18 protein-coding genes are annotated in these 19,894 nt (G+C 52.2%); 17 read left to right on the forward strand and 1 reads right to left on the reverse strand.

Annotated features, from left to right (window positions below; all coding sequences use genetic code 11):
* Positions 1-1,757: 1,757 nt before the first annotated feature.
* From ACFVVF_RS28535 to ACFVVF_RS28570, 8 genes are all read left to right on the forward strand, one after another.
* Positions 1,758-2,219 (forward strand): CtsR family transcriptional regulator, encoded by a 462-nt coding sequence (locus tag ACFVVF_RS28535; protein ID WP_042171519.1) that lies wholly within the window; start codon positions 1,758-1,760, stop codon positions 2,217-2,219.
* A gap of 155 nt (positions 2,220-2,374) precedes the next feature.
* The gene (gene mcsA / locus ACFVVF_RS28540; RefSeq protein ID WP_387816639.1) at positions 2,375-2,899 is read left to right on the forward strand and encodes a protein-arginine kinase activator protein McsA; all 525 of its coding nucleotides are present in this window, start codon (positions 2,375-2,377) and stop codon (positions 2,897-2,899) included.
* Between the two features lie 71 nt (positions 2,900-2,970).
* Positions 2,971-4,050: a protein-arginine kinase McsB gene (mcsB, locus tag ACFVVF_RS28545; RefSeq protein ID WP_387816641.1), complete on the forward strand. Its 1,080-nt coding sequence runs from the start codon at positions 2,971-2,973 to the stop codon at positions 4,048-4,050.
* A 2-nt stretch (positions 4,051-4,052) separates the two neighbouring features.
* Complete coding sequence (gene clpC / locus ACFVVF_RS28550) at positions 4,053-6,521, forward strand: ATP-dependent protease ATP-binding subunit ClpC (protein WP_387816643.1); 2,469 nt, start codon at positions 4,053-4,055, stop codon at positions 6,519-6,521.
* Positions 6,522-6,650: 129 nt separating this feature from the next.
* On the forward strand, positions 6,651-8,018 hold the full coding sequence (radA, locus tag ACFVVF_RS28555) for a DNA repair protein RadA (protein WP_387816645.1): 1,368 nt from the start codon (positions 6,651-6,653) through the stop codon (positions 8,016-8,018).
* Positions 8,019-8,028: 10 nt separating this feature from the next.
* Positions 8,029-9,105: a DNA integrity scanning diadenylate cyclase DisA gene (gene disA / locus ACFVVF_RS28560; protein ID WP_042171512.1), complete on the forward strand. Its 1,077-nt coding sequence runs from the start codon at positions 8,029-8,031 to the stop codon at positions 9,103-9,105.
* A 105-nt stretch (positions 9,106-9,210) separates the two neighbouring features.
* On the forward strand, positions 9,211-9,957 hold the full coding sequence (gene pssA / locus ACFVVF_RS28565; protein ID WP_387816648.1) for a CDP-diacylglycerol--serine O-phosphatidyltransferase: 747 nt from the start codon (positions 9,211-9,213) through the stop codon (positions 9,955-9,957).
* A gap of 219 nt (positions 9,958-10,176) precedes the next feature.
* Positions 10,177-10,851 carry a YqaA family protein gene (locus ACFVVF_RS28570; protein WP_387816650.1) on the forward strand — a complete coding sequence of 225 codons (675 nt, stop codon included), beginning with the start codon at positions 10,177-10,179 and terminating at the stop codon, positions 10,849-10,851.
* Between the two features lie 60 nt (positions 10,852-10,911).
* On the opposite strand, the gene ACFVVF_RS28575 is transcribed toward ACFVVF_RS28570, so the two are convergent.
* A complete protein-coding gene (locus ACFVVF_RS28575) occupies positions 10,912-11,307 on the reverse strand; it encodes a nucleoside triphosphate pyrophosphohydrolase family protein (RefSeq protein WP_387816652.1) in 396 nt (131 codons plus the stop codon).
* Positions 11,308-11,454: 147 nt separating this feature from the next.
* Between ACFVVF_RS28575 and ACFVVF_RS28580 the strand changes: the two genes are divergently transcribed.
* The 9 genes from ACFVVF_RS28580 (at position 11,455) to ACFVVF_RS28620 (ending at position 19,756) form a co-directional block, all read left to right on the forward strand.
* Positions 11,455-12,552 (forward strand): PIN/TRAM domain-containing protein, encoded by a 1,098-nt coding sequence (locus ACFVVF_RS28580; protein ID WP_387816738.1) that lies wholly within the window; start codon positions 11,455-11,457, stop codon positions 12,550-12,552.
* Positions 12,553-12,604: 52 nt separating this feature from the next.
* Positions 12,605-13,303, forward strand: a complete 699-nt coding sequence (gene ispD, locus ACFVVF_RS28585; protein ID WP_387816654.1) for a 2-C-methyl-D-erythritol 4-phosphate cytidylyltransferase — start codon at positions 12,605-12,607, stop codon at positions 13,301-13,303.
* Positions 13,304-13,305: 2 nt separating this feature from the next.
* On the forward strand, positions 13,306-13,782 hold the full coding sequence (gene ispF, locus ACFVVF_RS28590) for a 2-C-methyl-D-erythritol 2,4-cyclodiphosphate synthase (protein WP_042171494.1): 477 nt from the start codon (positions 13,306-13,308) through the stop codon (positions 13,780-13,782).
* Between the two features lie 92 nt (positions 13,783-13,874).
* A complete protein-coding gene (gene gltX / locus ACFVVF_RS28595; protein WP_387816656.1) occupies positions 13,875-15,338 on the forward strand; it encodes a glutamate--tRNA ligase in 1,464 nt (487 codons plus the stop codon).
* 537 nt (positions 15,339-15,875) lie between these two features.
* Complete coding sequence (gene cysE, locus ACFVVF_RS28600; RefSeq protein WP_387816658.1) at positions 15,876-16,538, forward strand: serine O-acetyltransferase; 663 nt, start codon at positions 15,876-15,878, stop codon at positions 16,536-16,538.
* Positions 16,535-17,947: a cysteine--tRNA ligase gene (gene cysS / locus ACFVVF_RS28605; protein WP_387816661.1), complete on the forward strand. Its 1,413-nt coding sequence runs from the start codon at positions 16,535-16,537 to the stop codon at positions 17,945-17,947. The genes cysE and cysS overlap by 4 nt, the downstream gene beginning before the upstream one ends.
* A 34-nt stretch (positions 17,948-17,981) precedes the next feature.
* On the forward strand, positions 17,982-18,461 hold the full coding sequence (locus ACFVVF_RS28610) for a Mini-ribonuclease 3 (RefSeq protein WP_387816662.1): 480 nt from the start codon (positions 17,982-17,984) through the stop codon (positions 18,459-18,461).
* A gap of 11 nt (positions 18,462-18,472) precedes the next feature.
* A complete protein-coding gene (rlmB, locus tag ACFVVF_RS28615; RefSeq protein WP_387816664.1) occupies positions 18,473-19,228 on the forward strand; it encodes a 23S rRNA (guanosine(2251)-2'-O)-methyltransferase RlmB in 756 nt (251 codons plus the stop codon).
* Between the two features lie 3 nt (positions 19,229-19,231).
* Positions 19,232-19,756, forward strand: a complete 525-nt coding sequence (locus ACFVVF_RS28620; RefSeq protein WP_387816666.1) for an NYN domain-containing protein — start codon at positions 19,232-19,234, stop codon at positions 19,754-19,756.
* Positions 19,757-19,894 lie beyond the last annotated feature (138 nt).

The raw sequence follows: 19,894 nt of genomic DNA on the forward strand, positions 1-19,894 counted from the left end.
GCGCCGATGGTACTTGGACCGCAGGGTCCTGGGAGAGTAGGACGTCGCCAAGCACGAGAGGCCTGCCGCATGATTGCGGCAGGTTTTTTGTTGTGCCGGGACCTTTCTAGATCCCATGGGCATGCACGGAATTTCAACTAACATTAAGTCTGGTAGTAACTCTTGCCTCGAACAAAGTATACAACGCTCAATATATTCTTTTTACGCAGCGCAGTCTTGCTGGTAATGATAATTCATGTTCGTTTCATGCTCCTGGCCGCTTCAAAATGCAAAAGTGCAGTTTGATTCCGCTAAAAGTATGAAAAATAAGCATCAAAATGCAAAAGTACAGTTAAAAATGGTCGTTTCGGCTGAAATAGGCCAAAAAGCCCCTCGCAAACTGCACTTTTGCATTTTGATGAGCTAAAATTGCCTTTTCGGGTAAAACAAACTGTATTTTTACATTTTGATGAGCAAGATCAAAAGCAGGAGCTTTTTAAGATGGGAGTATGCCGCAGAGTATACTCAGGATTTAAGCAGCTTAGATTGTTAGATTGTATGAGGTTGAAAAAGTTAGTACATTGATAGAGGTAGAGGATAAGATGTGAATTAGCAGCTGCCTTTCGAGAGCCAACCATTTAACATGTGCGTAAGTATTTAGCTCAAAAGGTACTAATACTTATATCAATGTGAATAAGTAGGTATTGCTGGGGCTGCTGCAATTATAAACGCACTAGACTCAAGCATTGAATGTACCTTCAGCCGAAATCGCACAAAATAGTCCACAGCTCTGCTTGCATATAGAACAGGCATTGTTGATTCAGTGGTATCGTACTGCACTACCCATAAGCCGTATTTCTAGGATACTCTTATGCATTGTGAAAGCAGTACTACTGCGTCTAAGTGCGAATCTGCACTGTAGTACATAACCCTGAATTGCAATAGATGATCCATTTGTACATATCTTTACTGCTTTGTACACGCACTTTAAGTAGTACAAGCACACCGTATGGTGCTACCTCATCACTCAATTATGCTTACTACTGCTTCCTCACTACACATCGGCAGCTGCAGCCCACTCCCCAGCGTGGTCCCTCACTCACCATAGCCATACAATACGCCTCCTAGTCGCCTAGTCGTACGCTTTCCTCAATCGTACACACACTTTGTGCACATTTTCCCCAATGCACCTTGCACAACTTGCGTCATTTAATTATGCACAGTGCATAATTAAAAATGGCAAATGTTGATGAATCACGACATTTCGATAATCACATGTGCATAACTTTAAGGGGATGCTTATCCCTTGTTTTCTCCACATGATCCACAGTCTGTTTATAACAACGTGCACAACCAAGCCCATCAACCTGAACGGACAAACATACAAAGAAGCTGTAATGACTGCAATAATCGGTGCCGCAAAATATAATTTCATTAATAGCGCCTTTCCTTCATTTTCATCTGATCTTTAACCCCTTATTTAAACAAAGGAATACTGCCCTGCAAAATGTTTCTAGCCGGCATTTTGCCCCCCCACACACCCTATCCGTGTCATCCCTTCCGAAATGGGGTATAAATAACTGTAAAGCGCATCAAGATAGGTATTACGGGCGTTTTGACTAAGCAACTGACAATCGTCAGAAAATTGCAAATCCATCACTTGACCTTTGACTTATTTTGCGTATAATAAAGTTAAAGTCAAAGAAAGTCAAAGTCAGTTGGAGCCCTTCAAAAGCAATGCAATAAAGGCTCCAAAGCAATACTGGGAGGTTGGTGATTTGCGTAACATTTCCGATCTCATCGAGCAATATTTGAAGCATATGCTGCAGGATAGTCCAGAGGGCGCTGTCGAGATCCAACGCAACGAGCTGGCAGACCGGTTCTCCTGTGTACCTTCTCAGATCAATTATGTAATCAGTACCCGGTTTACACTGGAGAAAGGCTACATGGTTGAAAGCAAACGGGGAGGCGGCGGTTATATCCGGATTCAACGGGTAGACCTTCCGGCACTCAAGACGATTCAATTCCATATCCATGATACGATTGGCGATTGCGTCGAGCAGAGTGCGGCAGAGGGATTGATTTATCAGCTGGAAGAAGCAGGTCTCATTACAAAGCGGGAAGGCAATCTGCTCCGCGCAGCAGTGGATCGCGAGACAATCGCCGTGAAGCTGCCGTTGCGGGACGAAATCAGGGCACGCTTGCTGCGGGCCATGCTGATATCGCTTCTTGTTAAGTAACGCGCCGTAAAAGCAAAGCCGAAACGCATTGCTTTTATTTCGAAGCTAAAGCGGTAATCTAGACTGCCTTAAGGCAGATAGTGCGCCGTTGATGCTTTCACATCACGCGCTTGAAGTTGCGTTCGTTGTTGTGATAGGAAAGGAGGGATTTCGGCTTGATTTGCCAAGAATGCGGCAATAGGCCGGCAACGCTTCATTTTACGAAGATCGTTAACGGTGAGAAAACTGAATTTCACGTCTGTGAAGCATGCGCCAGAGAAAGAGGAGACAGTATCCCTGGAGCGGTGAATGGATTTTCGATCCACAACCTGCTGTCGGGGCTGCTCGACTTCGATCCCTCCGGCTCAGCAAGCAGTGCAAGCTTGAAACAGCAGCAAGCGCTGCGATGCGAAGAATGCGGCTTAACGTATACGCAGTTCAGCAAGCTCGGAAGATTTGGGTGCAGCTCCTGCTACCGGTATTTTGCCGACAGGCTCGATCCGCTCCTTAAGCGAGTACATGGCAATACGGTGCACAGCGGTAAAATACCGAAGCGTACCGGAAGCCAAATTCAGTACAAACGTGAAATCGAACAGCTTCGCGGAGAAATGCAGGGCCATATTGAACGTGAAGAATTTGAAAGTGCAGCTGAGCTTCGTGATCGTATTCGCGAGCTTGAGCGTAAAATAGCAGACCTCTAGCCAATAAAGCAACAAAACAATAAAAGCATGAAGCAAGCATTAGGGCAAGGCCGCATGAAGGAGGGTTCCTCTTGACGAAACGTCGTTTCTCACAACAGGCGGTTAGCGATTGGATGAAAGGGGACGGCCCTGAATCCGATATCGTCATAAGCAGCCGAATCCGCATCGCCCGCAATTTGCGTCACAAGCCGTTTCCGATGCTGGCGACCAATGATCAATTGGTTGAAGTGATGGAGCAGCTGACGGAGGTTGCGAATTCAGGCAAGCTGAAGCCAGTCGGCAAGTTCGAGACGATTGTACTGTCCGAGCTTAATGAGCTGGAGAGGCGAGTGCTGGTTGAGAAGCATTTGATCAGTCCGAACCTGGCGAATGAATCGCGGGGCGGGGCGGTTATTTTAAGCGACAATGAATCCGTAAGCATAATGATTAACGAAGAGGATCATCTTCGCATTCAATGTTTATATCCAGGATTTCAAATTAAAGAAGCTTGGACGCATGCGAATCGGATCGATGATGTCTTCGAAGACGAAACGGATTACGCTTTTGATGAAAAGAAAGGCTATTTAACAAGTTGTCCGACTAATGTCGGCACCGGAATAAGGGCTTCGGTTATGATGCATCTGCCGGCACTCGTGCTGACGCAGCAGATTAATCGGATCTTATCCGCGGTAACGCAGGTCGGTTTAGCCGTAAGAGGGCTGTATGGGGAAGGCAGCGAGGCACTCGGCAATTTGTTTCAAATCTCGAATCAAATTACGCTGGGGCAATCCGAGACCGAAATTATCGAGAATTTGCACGGCGTAGCCAAGCAGATTATCGAACATGAGAAGGCGGCCCGTTCAAGACTGATGTCGGAATCGCGACTGCGAATCGAAGATCGCGTCAAACGTTCTTACGGCATTCTGTCTTATGCAGCTGTAATGGACTCCAAGGAGTCGGCGCAGCGGTTGTCGGACGTTAGGCTCGGAGTCGATCTGGGATTGCTGGATGATGTCTCGCCGCAAATTATGAATGAATTAATCGTAATGACACAGCCGGGCTTCCTGCAGCAGGCGTTCAATGAGAAAATGAGCGCTGAACAGCGGGATTACAGGCGGGCTGAATTAATCCGCAAGCAATTGCGGAGTCAAACCGAGCATGGGGGTGCGTGAATATGATGTTTGGACGATTTACGGAACGGGCGCAGAAGGTGCTGGCACTAGCACAAGAGGAAGCGGTTCGTCTTGGACACAATAATATTGGTACAGAGCATATTTTGCTTGGTCTGATTAGAGAAGGCGAAGGCATCGCAGCGAAAGCTTTGATCGGTCTTGGCCTTGGACTTGAAAAAATACAGGATGAGGTAGAAGCGTTAATCGGCCGCGGACAAGAGCAGCCGACGAATATCGCTTACACGCCTCGTGCGAAAAAAGTAATTGAGCTGTCGATGGATGAAGCGAGAAAGCTTGGCCATACTTACGTCGGCACTGAGCATATTCTTCTCGGCCTCATTCGTGAAGGCGAAGGCGTAGCAGCGCGGGTGCTCAACAATCTGGGCATCAGCCTGAACAAAGCCCGCCAGCAAGTGCTGCAGCTTCTTGGAAGCAGCGAAGCGGTATCCAGCAACCACGGTGCCCCTTCCAATGTCAGCACGCCAACGCTGGATGGCCTGGCACGTGATCTGACGGCTTATGCGAAGGAAGGCAATCTGGACCCTGTTATCGGCCGCAGCAAGGAAATCGAGCGTGTTATTCAAGTGCTCAGCCGCCGGACGAAAAACAATCCAGTGCTTATTGGCGAGCCGGGTGTAGGTAAGACGGCGATCGCGGAAGGCCTGGCGCAAAAAATTATCGCCAATGAAATTCCGGAGACGCTGCGTGACAAACGTGTAATGACACTCGATATGGGGTCAGTCGTTGCAGGCACGAAATACCGCGGTGAATTCGAGGATCGGCTGAAAAAGATTATGGATGAGATCCGGCAAGCCGGCAACATCATCCTCTTCATCGACGAGCTGCATACGCTCATCGGAGCCGGCGGTGCTGAGGGCGCGATTGATGCCTCCAACATTTTGAAACCGGCTTTGGCCCGCGGCGAGCTGCAATGCATCGGCGCGACGACGCTGGATGAATACCGCAAGTATATCGAGAAGGACGCAGCGCTGGAGCGCCGTTTCCAACCGATTACAGTGGATCAGCCGTCGCCGGAAGAAGCGGTTCAAATTCTGATGGGACTTCGTGACCGTTATGAAGCGCATCACCGGGTCAAAATTACGGATGAAGCGATCGTTCAAGCAGTCAAACTGTCGGATCGCTACATCACCGACCGGTTCCTGCCGGATAAAGCGATCGACCTCATTGATGAGGCAGGCTCTAAAGTCCGGTTGAACTCGTACACGGTACCGCCGAATCTGAAGCAGCTGGAAAACCGTCTGGAGGATATCCGCAAGGAGAAGGACGCGGCGGTGCAAAGCCAAGAGTTCGAAAAGGCTGCAGCTCTGCGCGATACGGAACAGAAGATCCGTGAAGAGCTGGACGTAACGAAAAACCAATGGAAAGAAAAACAAGGCCGTACCGATTCCGAGGTTACGCCTGAAGATATCGCACAAGTCGTGGCAAGCTGGACCGGTATTCCGGTCAGCAAGCTCGCAGAAGAAGAAACGGAGCGTCTGCTCAACATGGAAGCTCTTCTTCATGACCGGGTTATCGGTCAAGACGAAGCGGTCAAAGCGGTATCGAGAGCAATCCGCCGCGCTCGCGCCGGCCTGAAGGATCCGAAGCGTCCAATGGGCTCCTTCATCTTCCTGGGTCCAACCGGTGTTGGTAAAACCGAGCTGGCCCGCGCCCTTGCGGAAGCGATGTTCGGCGACGAGAATGCGGTTATCCGTATCGATATGTCGGAGTATATGGAGAAGCATTCGACTTCCCGCCTCGTCGGCGCGCCTCCAGGCTATGTCGGCTACGAGGAAGGCGGCCAGCTGACCGAGAAGGTCCGCCGCAAGCCATATTCCGTAGTTCTGCTCGATGAGATTGAGAAGGCGCATCCGGAAGTGTTCAACATTCTGCTGCAAGTGCTGGAGGATGGACGCTTGACCGATTCCAAAGGCCGGGTCGTTGACTTCCGCAATACGCTGATCATCATGACGTCGAACGTTGGCGCCGATCAAATCAAACGCAATTCGTCGCTTGGCTTCACAGCGGTACACGATGCCGGCCGCGACTTTGCACAAATGAAAGATAAAGTAATGGGCGAGCTGAAGAAAAGCTTCCGTCCGGAGTTCTTGAACCGGATCGACGAGACGATCGTGTTCCACTCGCTGGAGCAGGAGCATATCGCTCAAATCGTGACGCTCATGTCCGACGATCTTCGCAAGCGTCTGCGCGAGCAAGAGGTGGACTTCGTCCTCACCGATGCTGCCAAAGCATTCCTCGCGAAGGAAGGCTTCGATCCGCAATACGGTGCGCGTCCGCTGCGCCGTGCGATTCAGAAGCATATCGAGGATCGGTTGTCCGAGGATCTGCTGATGGGCAAAATCAGCAAAGGCGATACGTTTACAATCGACGAGAAGGACGGCGCGTTGACCGTAACCCGCTCCTCCGATGTCGAGAAGGAAGCCGTTTCCGAGGAACCGGCAGCCAAATAACAGCTTGAACACAATGCGCTTCTTCCGGAAACGGAAGGGGCGCATTTTTTTTTCATGGACACAGGGGTTTATAGGTTGGGGATTAAATGGTAAACTTTGAATGAAAGCGTATGTTAAAAGGAGCCTGTCATGGCAAAAATAAAATCGAAGTTCGTATGTACAGATTGCGGCACAGAATCGCCGAAATGGCTGGGCAAATGCCCGGGCTGCCACGCGTGGAATACAATGGTCGAAGAGAAGGAGACTGTTGTGAAGACGCAGGGCGTTGGTCTTCGGATGGTTCATACGAAAGAAAAGGCGCAATCCATCATACATATAGAAAGCGGGCAAGAACCGCGTATTGAAACAAAGATGCAGGAGCTGAACCGTGTACTGGGCGGAGGCGTCGTTCCAGGCTCGCTGATATTGGTGGGCGGCGACCCCGGCATCGGCAAATCGACACTGCTGCTGCAAACCTCGCATGCTATGGCGGTTAAGGGTCTGAAGGTGCTCTATATTTCCGGAGAGGAATCGGTTCGCCAGACAAGATTGCGGGCGGATCGTCTTGGTGCCTTGACGGAAATGCTGTATGTGCTGTGCGAAACGAATATGGATCATATTAACGATGCCATTGAAACGATCGCACCTGATTTTCTCGTCATTGACTCCATTCAGACGGTATATGATCCGAACGTACAATCAGCGCCGGGCAGCGTTGCCCAGGTCCGCGAATGTACAGCGCACTTTATGCGGGTAGCCAAGATCAAGGGCATCGCAACGGTGCTCGTCGGGCACGTTACGAAGGAAGGCGCAATTGCCGGTCCTAGGCTGCTGGAGCATATGGTCGACTGCGTGCTTTATTTCGAAGGCGAGCGGCATCATACCTACCGGCTGCTGAGGGCGGTGAAAAACCGTTTCGGCTCGACGAATGAAATCGGAATATTCGAAATGGGCGAGGAAGGGCTGCGCGAGGTTGCCAATCCGTCGGAGCTGTTTCTATCCGAGCGTCCGCTTGGCGTATCCGGTTCAACTGTAGTCGCCAGTATGGAGGGAACGCGGCCGGTGCTTGTCGAGCTGCAGGCACTTGTAGCAACGACGAACTTCCCGTCGCCCCGCCGTATGTCTACGGGCATCGACCATAACCGAATGGCGCTCATTATCGCCGTGCTGGAGAAGCGTATCGGCATGTTCCTGCAGACGCAGGATGCATATTTGAACGTAGCGGGCGGCGTTAAGCTTGACGAGCCGGCTGTCGATCTGGCAGCGGCCGTATCGCTGGCTTCAAGCTTCCGTGATGCGCCTACGAAGCCTTACGATGTTATATTCGGCGAAGTTGGCTTGACCGGCGAAGTCCGTGCTGTATCGCGGGCAGAGCAGCGGGTGAAGGAAGCGGAGAAGCTCGGTTTCAAGCGGGTTATTATGCCGGAGAAAAGCCTGAAAGGCTGGAAGGCGCCAGAAGGCATCGAGATTATCGGAGTCAATACCGTATCGGAAGCACTTAAGGCAGCACTTGGATAGGGGGCATACGATGAAAGAACCAAGTCAGCAAGACATAATGAATCAGTTGTTGCAGTTAGTCGCACCCGGCACCCCGTTCCGCGAAGGGCTGGAAAATGTACTGCGGGCGAAAACGGGCGCTCTGCTCGTCGTGGGCTATAGCCCGGAAGTCATGGAAGTCGTGGACGGCGGCTTTTCCATCAATTGCGATTTCTCGCCAAACTACTTATATGAGCTTGCAAAAATGGACGGGGCGATCATTTTAAGCGAGGATATGCGCCGCATTTTGTATGCCAATACGCAGCTGATCCCGAACAGCTCTATCCCTTCGACGGAGACTGGCATTCGGCACCGGACAGCGGAGCGGGTTGCAAAGCAGACCGGCAAGCTGGTCGTCTCGATCTCGCAGCGCCGCAACATCATTACGCTGTACCAAGGCAATCTGCGCTACTCCCTCAAGGAGATGGGCGTCATTCTGACCAAGGCCAATCAAGCGATTCAGACGCTGGAGAAGTACCGGGCTGTGCTGAACCAATCGCTGACGAACTTGTCCGCGCTTGAATTCGAGGAGCTGGTTACGCTTCAAGAGGTTGCGCATGTCGTTCAGCGTGTAGAGATGGTGCTGCGCGTCAAGATGGAGATCAAGCGCTATGTGACCGAGCTTGGCGTCGAAGGCCGGCTCATTGCGATGCAGCTGGAAGAGCTGGTGGACGGCGTTGATGAGGAAGCCTGGTATTTGCTTAAAGATTATGCGAAGGATCATGCGGATGACAAAATCCGCGAGCTGCGCATTGCATTGAAGAAGCTCAGCTCGGATGAGCTGCTGGATGCTCAGCCGATTATTCGCCTCCTCGGCTACCCGAATGCAGGCTCTATGGTGGAGGAAGCCGTGTCTCCGCGCGGGTTCAGGCTGCTTAACCGCATACCGCGCCTGCCGCTCATGATCATGAATAATCTGATTGAGCGTTTCGGCCGTCTGCCGCATGTTCTCATGGCTACGATCGAGGAATTGGATGAAGTCGACGGCATTGGCGAGGTTCGGGCGAGAGCAATTAAAGACGGCCTGAAGCGGATTCAAGAGCAGATGTTCATTGACAGACAAATTTAAATCTCATACAATGGGTAGAATGCGTGTCGGTCTGTTTTTGCTGGAAGGCATAGTCGGCACATCAGTAATCGGTTTTTAGGGCATAGTAGAGAAGAGGTGGAACAGATGATCACAAAGTCGATACCGAGCCTTCTCACGGTGGGGAACCTATTTCTAGGAATAGCCGCCATTATTCTTGTGTTTAACGAAAAGCCTGAACATGCCGCCATGATGGTTATTATCGCCATGCTGTTGGACGGTGTGGATGGCCGCGTAGCTCGGGCATTGAATGTACAAAGCGAATTCGGCAAAGAGCTCGATTCGTTATCCGATGTGATCTCGTTCGGCGTAGCGCCGGCTTTTATAATGTATGTGGTCGCGTTTCAGAATTTGAATCCGACGGTAGCATGGATCATTACTGCGTTGTTTCCAATTTGCGGGGCTTTGCGGCTTGCGAGGTTTAATGTCGTCTCTTGTGCACCGGGCTATTTTATCGGCTTGCCGATTCCGGCTGCGGGCGGCGTGCTGGCAACGATGGCATTGTTCAAGAATGATATTTCGGTTACGATTCTGCTGGCAAGCACACTTGTGCTGTCCTTGTTAATGGTGAGTACCGTCAAGTATCCGAATTTCAAAAAAATCGGTATTCCGCGCAGCGCGGTCTGGGTTGTTCCAATCGTTGTAGCGATTGCGGTTGTGTTAGGCATCTTGCTGCCGCACCAGTTATCGAAAATTTTATTTTTGCCGCTGCTGTTATACGCATTGTACGGATTAAAAAAAAACGTTGATCGGCGGTTAAAGCGCCGGTACCGCAAACGCCATCCCGAAGCAATCGGGACGGAGGAGCCTATACAATCCGATTCGTCGGCCTAGTATAGAACGGAAGAAGCAAAGCTGTTTGAAGGTCGGTCGTCCGGCTTTCGAACAGCTTTTTTCTTGTACAAAAGCTAGGAAGTTCGGCATATTGACGAATCAATTTTTCCTTCCAATAAAAAAAGTGAAACTTCATACCGGTAATGTCGTATACTGTATGTTGTACGCATACCGATGTTCGAGAGAATTTGTTCTCGTCAAGCAGAAGAGAGGCCTTATATGATTCAAGATTTTATAGATTATTTAATGGAATTCGGAGCGCTTGGCCTATTTATCCACTCCTTTATCGATGCGATTATTTTTCCGGTGCCAGCGTTGTTTCTGCAAATCCCTCTAAGTCTAGTTGATCCCTCTAATGCCCTTTGGCTCGCAACTGTGGGTTTCGTCGCGTGCTTGCTTGGCTCTCCTGTCGGCTACTATATCGGGAGATCGCTGGGTGCTACGGTTCTGTACAAAATTTTGAAAAAAGAGTGGGTCGACAAAGCGACCGCCTTGTTTCAGAAAAATGGCGAAGCTGCCATTATGATCGGCTCCTTTACTCCTATCCCCTTTAAAGTGTTCACGATTCTTTCTGGCTCGCTTAAATTTCCGTTATGGCGCCTGATGGTATATGCCGCTATCGGAAGAGCTGTAAAGTTTTACGCGATTGGCGCTCTGTTCTATTTTTACGGACGCTCTGCCGAGGGCATGGTAAAGGATGTATCCTTATATATTTTCGCAATCGGCGTTCCGCTGATCGTCATCTTCTTATTCATTCGCAAAAAAATGCGCCAAAAGCGCGAGCGGCTGCTTGCGGCAGAAGCAGAGACAGCTTCAACTGCAACTGAAACTGAAACAACTGCAACTGTATCCACGACTGTGTCTGTAAAGGCAGAGAAGACGGAACAGGCATAGCATTTCAAATGAAAACAGCGTTCTCCTTGATTGAAGGAGAACGCTGTTTTTTTGCTATATTCAAGTGAGATTAAACAGTCCAAGCGTCGAGCATTTGTCGTATTCGTCAGCAATGACTTCGCTAAGCTCAATATCCAGCAGATTGCACATGGCGGTCATATAGAACAAGTTGCGCCCGAGATCGTTCTTGAGGGCGTCGCGGCAATTCTCGCATACTTGTCCGGAAAGATGGCTTTGAAGCGTCGATTTGGCATTTTCGAGGTTAAGCTCGTTTGAGTACTGCTGCTTGCGGGCATTTAATTCGATGCAGCCGCAATCGGTAACCGCTTTCGATACTGCACGATTGACAGATGCGCCGGACTGGCCGAATTTGGACATGACGTCTAGCAGGCTGCGATGCCGCAGCAGTAATTCCGATACTTGTTGCTGAAATTGATCCAATGTTGGAGCGCTCATCAGTTCCACCTCTTTCATCAGCTTCTACAGAAGTTATCACTATTTCCATTATAAGCCTAGCCAGTGATCTTTTCAAAATTAAAAATCATTCACCATGACGGTTAGGTCGTCCAAAATTGGAACATAATTGTAATGGAGGTGGGAATGATGGTCAAAAAAATAATTCAAATTATCGGCGTGCTGTTTGGCGCAATGGCCGGAAGCGAAGTACATAGCTGGACAAATGGAACGGCGCTCTGGTCGGAGCCTTCCTTCGGCATGCTGCAGCGTTCAAGCTCTTATTACATGAATGTGGCACTAGGAGCCATTGCAGGTCTAATTATCGCTACCATGGTTGCGGGCAAGCTGATCCGGCTGCTGCAAAATGGAGCCGAGAAGACGGCAGCTCTTCCGGTTTCGGATCTGTTCGCAGGAGCGGGCGGCTTATTGGCCGGTCTGCTGCTTTCGGTGCTGCTCTACCCGGCGGTATCGGATCTTGGAGGACCCGGCATCCTGCTGCCGGCGGCGATGTCACTGTGCTTCGGCTACTTGGGGCTTCGTATCGCCTGGCATAAGAAAGAGGAGCTGGCTGCAGCGGCAGCAGCGGTGCTAGAACAGCGTAAAGCAGCCCCGGCACCGGATGAGACCAGCGGCTTTGAGGAACATAAAATATTGGATACGAGCGTCATTATTGACGGGCGCATCGCCGATATTTGCAAAACGGGCTTTATTGAAGGCACGCTCGTTATTCCGGAATTCGTTCTGGAGGAGCTGCAGCATATTGCGGATTCTTCCGATCTGCTTAAGCGCAACCGCGGACGGCGCGGGCTTGATATTTTGAACAAAATCCAGAAGGAGCTTGATGTCCGGGTTCTGATCTATGAAGGGGATTTTGAAGAAATAAGCGAGGTGGACAGCAAATTGGTGAAGCTGGCGAAAGCGCTGCACGGCAAAGTTGTGACGAATGATTTCAACCTGAACAAAGTATGCGAGCTGCAAGGCGTATCGGTGCTCAATATTAACGATTTGGCGAATGCGGTCAAGCCGGTCGTGCTTCCGGGAGAAGAAATTATCGTACAAGTTATTAAAGACGGCAAGGAGCACGGGCAAGGCGTCGCTTATTTGGATGACGGCACGATGATCGTGGTCGAAGGCGGACGCGACTATATCGGCACGACGATGGAGGTCTTGGTCACCAGCGTGCTCCAGACTTCAGCCGGCCGGATGATTTTCGCCAAGCCGAAGCTGTTGGAAAAAGCGCTCTAACCCTGTATAGTAGTAGTAATCAGTTTGTCGCTATATAGGGAGAGTAGGAAGCATGAACAAGTGGGGAGTCGTCGTCGTCGCGGCCGGACGAGGTTCGCGCATGGGGACGGCGGAGAGCAAACAGTATTTGCCGCTGCGGGGCAAGCCGATACTCATTCATACGCTGGAGCTGTTTCAGTCGATGGAGGAGATCGCGGAGATTGCGCTTGTCGTCGGCGGAGATGATGTGGAGCGGTGCAGCCGGCTCGTGAGCGAGCATGGGCTGGACAAGGTCTCGGCAGTTGTCTCCGGCGGCGGTGAACGGCAGCATTCGGTCTATGCCGGCATTGCGGCGCTGCCGCCTGCTGCGGAATGGGTCATGGTGCATGACGGCGTACGGCCGCTTGTGACGCCTGAAGCGGTTCGCGCCTGCTGCGCTGCGGCGGAGCGGGTCGGGGCGGCGGTGCTTGCCGTACCGGTGAAGGACACGATTAAGCAGGTGGATGAGACGGGACTGATCGTCTCCACGCCTGACCGCCGAAGCTTGTGGGCGATTCAAACGCCGCAAGCTTTTCGTCGTGAACTGCTCGTTGCAGCGCATGAACGTGCGCAGGCCGAAGGGTATTTGGGCACCGATGACGCGATGGTCGTCGAGTGGACAGGCGCTGCCGTAACGATTGCAGAGGGCGATTATACGAATATTAAAATTACGACGCCCGAGGATTTGCCTTGGGCGGAGTTTTTGCTAGAGAAGCGGGAGAGGGGAAATTAACGATGATTCGAGTTGGACAAGGCTTTGACGTGCATCAATTGACGGAAGGACGGCCGTGTATCATTGGCGGCGTTACGATTCCATACGAGAAGGGGCTGCTGGGCCACTCCGACGCAGACGTGCTGCTTCACGCGATCACTGACGCGGTGCTGGGGGCGCTCGGCCTTGGCGATATCGGCAAGCATTTTCCCGATACGGATGAGGCGTTCAAGGACGCGGACAGCCTGAAGCTGCTGGAGCGGGTATGGGAGCTGGCGAAGGAGCGCGGCTATAAGCTGGGCAACGCCGATTCCACGATCATTGCGCAAAAGCCGAAAATGGCGCCATATATTCCACAGATGGCGGAAATTATTGCACGCGCACTGGAAGCCGACATTTCGCAAATTAATGTGAAAGCGACGACGACAGAGCAGCTCGGCTTCACCGGCCGGGGCGAGGGCATCGCTGCCCAATCGGTTGTTTGTCTGATTAAAGCTTAAAACGGAGCAGATAGGCGAGATGGGCGAATTCAATCATCTCATCAGTTTTCTGGTACAATAGAGCAGCATAGTTCAAGAGAGGGGTTTTTCACATGACACAGGAAGTCCGCGTACGGTATGCGCCTTCGCCGACGGGCCATTTACATATCGGCAACGCCAGAACGGCATTATTCAATTATTTATTCGCGCGCAGTCAAGGCGGCAAATTTATCATTCGCATTGAGGATACCGATGTGAAACGGAATGTAGCAGGCGGGGAAGAAAGCCAGCTTACTTATCTGAAATGGCTTGGCATGGATTGGGATGAGAGCGTCGATATCGGCGGCGGCTATGGACCATACCGTCAGACCGAGAGACTGGATATCTATAAAGAATACTGGCAGGATCTGCTTGAGCGCGGCCTGGCATACCGCTGCTATTGCACGGAAGCGGAGCTGGAGCAGGAGCGCGAGGAGCAACTCGGCCGCGGCGAGACGCCGCGTTATTCCGGCCGCCACCGCAATCTGACAGAGGAGCAGCGCCAGGCATTCGAAGCAGAAGGACGCGTCGCGAGCATCCGTTTCCGCGTGCCGGAGAACCGTACGTTTGCATTTGACGATATGGTCAAAGGCACGATCAGCTTCGATACCGCTGAGATGGGCGATTTCGTCATCGTGAAGAAGGACGGCATCCCGACCTACAACTTTGCGGTTGTGCTTGACGATTACTTGATGCGCATCAGCCATGTGCTCCGCGGCGAAGACCATATCTCCAATACGCCTCGCCAGCTGATGATCTATGAGGCGCTTGGCTGGGAAGCGCCGCGCTTCGGTCATATGACGCTTATCGTCAACGAGAGCCGCAAAAAGCTCAGCAAGCGCGATGAATCGATCATTCAGTTCATTGAGCAATATGACGATCTTGGCTATTTGCCGGAGGCGCTGTTCAACTTTATCGCTTTGCTCGGCTGGTCGCCGGAGGGCGAGCAGGAGATCTTCACCCGCGAGCAGCTGATTGAGGTCTTCAACGCTGAACGTCTCAGCAAGAGCCCGGCTGTATTTGATACGAACAAGCTGACATGGATGAACAATGAATATGTGAAAAAAACCGAGCTGCCGCGTCTCGTTGACCTTTGCCTCCCGCATTTGCAGAAGGCCGGCCGCGTAGAAGCCGAACTGAAGGCAGAAGGCCGCGAATGGGTAGATGCACTCGTTGCGCTGTATCAGGATAAGATTCGCTTCGCTTCGGAAATCGTGCCGCTTACGGAGCTCTTCTTCCGTGAAACGGTTGAGGACGAGGAGGAAGCTGCGGCTGTGCTTGCTGAGGAGCAGGTTCCGACTGTACTGGCTGCTTTCCTCGCACAGGTGGAAGCCGGAGAGAAGCCGTATGATGCAGACGGCGTGAAAGAGATGATCAAGGCGGTTCAGAAGGAAACAGGATTTAAGGGCAAGCAGCTCTTTATGCCGATCCGCGCGGCGCTTACCGGGCAGACGCACGGTCCTGACCTGAATCAGTCGATCGTCCTGCTGGGCAAAGATAAAGTGATCGGCAGACTGCAAGGCCGTCTGGCGCGCTAATTGCAGCTGTACAAATTTCCTTGTCACTTTTTTGACGATTGAGTATACTGGTACTACCATAACAATTCGATGAAACGATAAGCGATGAACAGGAGAAGTACGCAAGGCAGGATTTGCAGAGAGGACAACGGTCAATGAGGCCCGTTGCCGGTTCATTCCGGCAGGGTGCATTGCAGGCTGCGAGTTGTCTAGTCCCCAAGCGGAAATATGCACCTGGGAGCTTTGTTCCGATCCGGTTGCCAGCCATCTTAGGATGGAGGGGAAGCGGGGTAGGCAGCAACGTAAGCCTGCGTTAAGGGCTCTAAGACGGACAGCCGGCTGTGGCTTTTGCGTGAATTTTTTACCCTTTGGGTGAAGCTCGCGGGAAGCGGGAACACAGTACGAGTCCAAGCAGAGTGGAACCGCGTACGCGATATGCACGCCTCTGCAGCATCGGCAACGATGCTGCGGAGGCTTTTTTATATGTCCGCCGTTCGATGCTGTTATGGTTCGCAAAGCGCTAGAGCGTGTTGTGAGGGCTGGGGGAGGTAGAGAGGGATGTTTCGCCATTTTCATTCAGACATAAATGCGGTATTCGAGAATGATCCGGCGGCGCGAAGCCGCTTCGAGGTTATTTTCACCTACTCCGGCTTGCATGCGATATGGGCGCATCGGATTGCCCATTCGCTTTATCGGAACAAATGGTATACGGTGGCGCGTATCATATCGCAGTTCAGCCGTTTTATGACAGGCATTGAGATTCATCCCGGCGCAACAATTGGCAGCCGGCTGTTCATCGATCATGGCATGGGGGTCGTTATCGGGGAAACTTGCGAGATTGGCGACGATGTCGTCATCTACCAGGGTGTTACGCTTGGCGGTACAGGCAAAGAGAAAGGCAAGCGGCACCCTACTATCGGCAATAGCGTCGTTATTGGCTCAGGCGCGAAAGTACTAGGTTCGTTCACGGTAGGCGATAATTCTAATATAGGTTCAAATGCGGTTGTGCTTCGCGAAGTGCCTGACAACAGTACCGTTGTCGGCAATCCGGGCCGCATCGTGAAACGGAACGGAGAGCGTGTCGGAGACCGGCTGGATCATAAGCAGCTGCCCGATCCCGTCATCGAGATGTTCCGCGAAATGCAGAAGGAAATCGACGGCTTAAAGTCCGAGCTGGAGAAGCTTAGGGAGCCCGTTGCTGGAGGAGATTTGAGAAAATGACAGTTCATATTTACAATACGCTGACCCGTTCCAAGGAAGCGTTCGTATCGCAAGAGCCGGGCAAGGTCAAAATGTATGTATGCGGTCCGACCGTGTACGATTATATCCATATCGGCAATGCGCGTCCGGTTATCTTTTTTGACGTCGTTCGCCGCTACCTGGAGTATGCAGGCTACGAGGTTAATTACATCGTCAACTTCACGGACGTAGATGACAAGCTGATTCGCAAAGCAGAGCAGCTTGGCGCTACTGTACCTGAAGTTGCAGAGAAGTTCATTAACGCTTTTAACGAAGACTTGGAGTCGCTTGGCGTGCACAAGGCTTCGATGAATCCGCGGGTCACACAGCATATCCCGGAAATCATCGCATTTATTCAAGAACTGGTCGACAAAGGCTATGCTTATACGAGCGAGGGCGACGTCTATTTCCGCACCTCCAAGTTCGAGGATTACGGCAAGCTGTCGCATCAGAATCTGGAGGAGCTGCAGTTCGGCATCCGGATCGAAATCGGCGACCGTAAAGAAAACCCGCAGGACTTCGTATTGTGGAAAGGCGCGAAGCCGGGTGAGATTAACTGGGAGAGCCCTTGGGGAGCTGGGCGCCCAGGCTGGCATATCGAATGCTCGGCGATGGCCCGCACTTATCTCGGGAACACGCTGGACATCCACGGCGGCGGTCATGACCTGCAGTTCCCGCATCATGAATGCGAAGTGGCGCAGTCCGAAGCGTTGACTGGCCATCCGTTGTCCAACTATTGGATGCATAACGGCTATGTTCATATCAATAATGAGAAAATGTCCAAGTCGCTGGGCAACGGCATTGCGGTCCATGAGCTTGTGAAGCAGGTGAAGCCGAACGCGATCCGCTATTTCATGCTGGCGACGCATTACCGCAGTCCGCTGAACTTTAGCGACGACACCATTGCGCAAGCGGAGAAAAGCGTCGAGCGCATCGTTAACTGCGCTTCGAACCTGAAGCATCGCTTGTCTGCACTGGGTGCAGAAGCGGCCGCAGCCGCGCCTTCCGAATTGGACGGCAAGCTGGCGGCGATCCGCGAGCAGTTCGAAGCGAAGATGGGCGATGATTTCAGTACGCCGGACGCGATTACGGCTGTATTCGAGCTGGTCACAGAGGCTAACCAGTACATGAACCGCGCCGACGCATCCGCAGAGGGGCTGGCAGCGCTGCTGAACGCGCTGGAGCAAATGGACGCCGTGCTGGGCTTGCTGCCGCAGCAGGCGGCAGACGATGAGCTTCTGGATACGGAGATCGAGCAATTGATCGTGGACCGCACAGAAGCGCGCAAATCGAAAAACTGGGCGAGAGCCGATGAGATTCGCGACCTGTTGACTGCGAAAGGCATCGCGCTGGAAGATACTCCGCAAGGAATCCGCTGGCGCCGGCTGTAAGCGGGCGAGCGGAGGGCCGAATGGAGGAATATTAATGCTGAATGATGACAACAGCGGAGCGGGCGAAGCTGTAGATGTATTGGAGCGGGGCCGTTCCTCGCTTCTGTTCCACTCGCCGTCCAAAAAGCCGCAATTGATTAATCCGGTCGTGCTTGCGTATGTCGGCGACGGCGTATTCGAGCTTATGGTCCGGCAATATCTCGTATCGTTGCCGAACCATAAACCGCATCATCTGCACCGCGAAGCGACGAGCATGGTCTCCGCCAAGGCGCAGCGGAAGCTGCTGGAGCGCTGGCAGCCGCTGCTTACGGAGGAAGAAGCCGATATCGTGCGCCGCGGCCGGAATGCGAAATCAGGGGCGCCTCCGAAGAACGCGGACCCTGCCGATTACCGCCAAGCAACGGCGCTGGAATGCCTGGTCGGCTATTTGTATTATGAAGGACGGACAGCTCGCTTGAAGGAGCTGTTTGAGGTCGCGATCGTACCGGTCGACGCGGCAGAAGCATTGGATTAGGAGGGATTAGCATGGCTGAAGCATACAACCAAGAAGAACTGATCGCAGGCAAGCATCCCGTAATGGAAGCGCTGCGCTCCGGTCGGGAGATCAATAAAATATGGATTGCCGAGGGCGCTCAGAAGAGCTTGACCCAGCCGATTACGGCGGAAGCGAAAAAGAACGGCATCGTCGTTCAATTTGTGGACAAGCGCAAGCTGGACAGCATGGTGGAAGGCGTTCAGCATCAAGGCGTAGTTGCACAAGCAGCGGCTTTTGCCTATGTTGAAATTGAAGATTTGCTGGAGCGGGCGCGCAGCCGCGGTGAAACGCCGTTTATTTTGCTGCTGGATGAAATTGAGGATCCGCATAACCTGGGTTCCATTCTCCGTACTGCGGAATGCACAGGCGTGCATGGCGTTATCATTCCGAAGCGCCGCGCAGCAGGACTGACGGCTACTGTATTGAAGACGTCGGCTGGCGCTGCCGAGCATGTTCCTGTCGCGCGGGTAACCAATTTGGCGCAAACGATCGACCGCTTGAAGGAAGAAGGCGTGTGGATAGCAGGAACCGATCTCAGCGCGCCGCAGGATGTGTACAAGACGAAATTCGATCTGCCTCTTGCTATCGTTATCGGCAATGAAGGCAAAGGCATCGGCCGTCTTATTAAAGACAAATGCGATTTTCTAGTGAAGCTTCCGATGCTCGGACAATTGAACTCGCTGAATGCTTCGGTGGCTGCCGGAGTATTGATGTATGAAGTGGTCCGGCAGCGCCGGAGCCTGTAGAGGATGAGCCGGCCCGACGATATTTTGCTGGTGGACGGTTACAATATTATCGGCGCATGGCCAGTGCTGGAGCGATTGAAAGAAATTAACCTGGAGGAAGCCCGGGATAAGCTGCTGACGATGCTGGCCGACTACCAGGGCTTCTCCGGATTGAAGATTTACGTCATTTTTGATGCGCATCAGGTTCCCGGGCTTGGCGCTACCTATAAGCATCACAAGCTGGATATCGTCTATACGAAGGAGAAGGAGACGGCCGATGAGTGCATCGAGCGGCTCGTTGTCGCGCTCTATTCGAAGCGCCGCAACGTATTCGTCGCTACCTCCGATCTCGTCGAGCAGCATGTCGCTTTCGGCAAGGGGGCGCTGCGCCTGTCGGCCCGCGAGCTTCTCATTGATGTGCAACAAAGCCGGAAGCAGATTGAGCATACGCTCCGCGAGGAGAAGCCGGGCAAGCGCAACTCGCTTGACGGGATATTGAGTCTCGAGGTCCGGAGCAAGCTGGAGCGGCTGCGGCGGGGGGAGAAATAGTCCCGTTCCGCTGTTTCTGCGCTTTTGTAACAAAGTTACAGTTCTGCAATTAAATCGATAGTGCCCGCCGGGCAAATTTGTTGACGGTGTAAGGTTACATAATGTATACTGGCTCTATATTTATTGTGGCAGGTATTT

This window comes from Paenibacillus sp. NPDC058174 (assembly GCF_042883865.1).
Lineage (GTDB): Bacteria > Bacillota > Bacilli > Paenibacillales > Paenibacillaceae > Pristimantibacillus.

Coding starts and splice junctions, on each gene's coding strand:
- ispD (WP_387816654.1), top strand. CDS start 12,605: ATGAACAAGTGGGGAGTCGTCGTCGTCGCGGCCGGACGAGGTTCGCGC.
- ACFVVF_RS28610 (WP_387816662.1), top strand. CDS start 17,982: ATGCTGAATGATGACAACAGCGGAGCGGGCGAAGCTGTAGATGTATTG.
- cysS (WP_387816661.1), top strand. CDS start 16,535: ATGACAGTTCATATTTACAATACGCTGACCCGTTCCAAGGAAGCGTTC.
- radA (WP_387816645.1), top strand. CDS start 6,651: ATGGCAAAAATAAAATCGAAGTTCGTATGTACAGATTGCGGCACAGAA.
- gltX (WP_387816656.1), top strand. CDS start 13,875: ATGACACAGGAAGTCCGCGTACGGTATGCGCCTTCGCCGACGGGCCAT.
- clpC (WP_387816643.1), top strand. CDS start 4,053: ATGATGTTTGGACGATTTACGGAACGGGCGCAGAAGGTGCTGGCACTA.
- ACFVVF_RS28575 (WP_387816652.1), bottom strand. CDS start 11,307: ATGAGCGCTCCAACATTGGATCAATTTCAGCAACAAGTATCGGAATTA.
- disA (WP_042171512.1), top strand. CDS start 8,029: ATGAAAGAACCAAGTCAGCAAGACATAATGAATCAGTTGTTGCAGTTA.
- ispF (WP_042171494.1), top strand. CDS start 13,306: ATGATTCGAGTTGGACAAGGCTTTGACGTGCATCAATTGACGGAAGGA.
- ACFVVF_RS28570 (WP_387816650.1), top strand. CDS start 10,177: ATGATTCAAGATTTTATAGATTATTTAATGGAATTCGGAGCGCTTGGC.
- ACFVVF_RS28620 (WP_387816666.1), top strand. CDS start 19,232: ATGAGCCGGCCCGACGATATTTTGCTGGTGGACGGTTACAATATTATC.
- pssA (WP_387816648.1), top strand. CDS start 9,211: ATGATCACAAAGTCGATACCGAGCCTTCTCACGGTGGGGAACCTATTT.
- cysE (WP_387816658.1), top strand. CDS start 15,876: ATGTTTCGCCATTTTCATTCAGACATAAATGCGGTATTCGAGAATGAT.
- rlmB (WP_387816664.1), top strand. CDS start 18,473: ATGGCTGAAGCATACAACCAAGAAGAACTGATCGCAGGCAAGCATCCC.
- ACFVVF_RS28580 (WP_387816738.1), top strand. CDS start 11,455: ATGGTCAAAAAAATAATTCAAATTATCGGCGTGCTGTTTGGCGCAATG.